Here is a 1,048-nt window from a genome sequence, read left to right on the forward strand (position 1 = left end):
GATACGCGGCTCGGGAGAATGTGTTGGATCGCTTTATCGAATGCTGGGACGGTCTGGACGACCCGCGCACGGGCAATGCGGCGCTGCACGACTTTCATGAGATCTTGGCGATCGCGATGTGCGCGGTTCTGTGTGGCGGGCAAGGCTCGGTGGACATGGGCCTGTTCGCCAAGGCGAAGGAGCCGTTTCTGCGCGGGTTTCTCAGGCTCGAGAACGGCGTGCCGAGCCACGACACGTTCAGCCGGCTTTTCCGGACGCTCGACCCGGAACAGTTCCGGGCGGCGTTTCAGCGCTTCATGACCGGATTCTCGGAGCCGTGCGAAGGGGTTGTCGCGATCGACGGCAAGGTTCTGCGCCGCTCGTTCGACCGCGCCAGCGGCAAGTCGCCATTGCACATGGTCTCCGCCTGGGGCTGCGAGCAACGTCTCGTGCTGGCGCAGGTCGCCACCGACGCGAAGTCGAACGAAATCACCGCCGTGCCGAAACTGCTGGAGATGCTGCGGCTGAAGGGAACGATCGTGACGGCCGACGCGCTCAATTGCCAGCGCGCCATCGCCCAGCAGATCGTCGATCAGGGCGGCGACTACGCCCTCGCCCTGAAGGGAAATCAGGGGACGCTCCATGCCGATGTCGTGCTGTATCTCGACGATCCCGCCAGCCGGACGATCACAGCCGACCCGGTCGTCGAGGCCGATCATGGCCGCATCGAAACCCGCACGGCGACCGTCTCGACCGACATCGCGTGGCTGGACAAAGACCATCGCTGGCCGGGGCTGGCCGCCGTCGGCAAGGTCGAGCGCCTCCGCGAAACCGGCGCCAAGACGTCGTCCGAGACCGCCTATTATCTGCTCAGCGCGCCTTTGACCCCCGAACGCTTCAACGACGTCGTCCGCTCCCATTGGGGCGTCGAAAACCGCCTGCACTGGCGGCTCGACGTCGTCATGAATGAGGATCAGGACCGCAGCCGTCTGGGCAACGGTCCCGAAAATCTCGCCGTTCTCCGCCACATGGTCCTGAACGTCATGCAGAAAGACGGCGAGAAAGGCTC

General features: G+C 64.7%; 1 protein-coding gene. It reads left to right on the top strand.

The window, feature by feature from the left end; all coding sequences use genetic code 11:
* Positions 1–23: 23 nt before the first annotated feature.
* The coding region (locus DFR50_RS31135) for an ISAs1 family transposase (protein ID WP_170153465.1) at positions 24–1,048 on the top strand (1,025 nt) is incomplete at its 3' end.

It is taken from the genome of Roseiarcus fermentans, from assembly GCF_003315135.1.
Taxonomy (GTDB): domain Bacteria; phylum Pseudomonadota; class Alphaproteobacteria; order Rhizobiales; family Beijerinckiaceae; genus Roseiarcus; species Roseiarcus fermentans.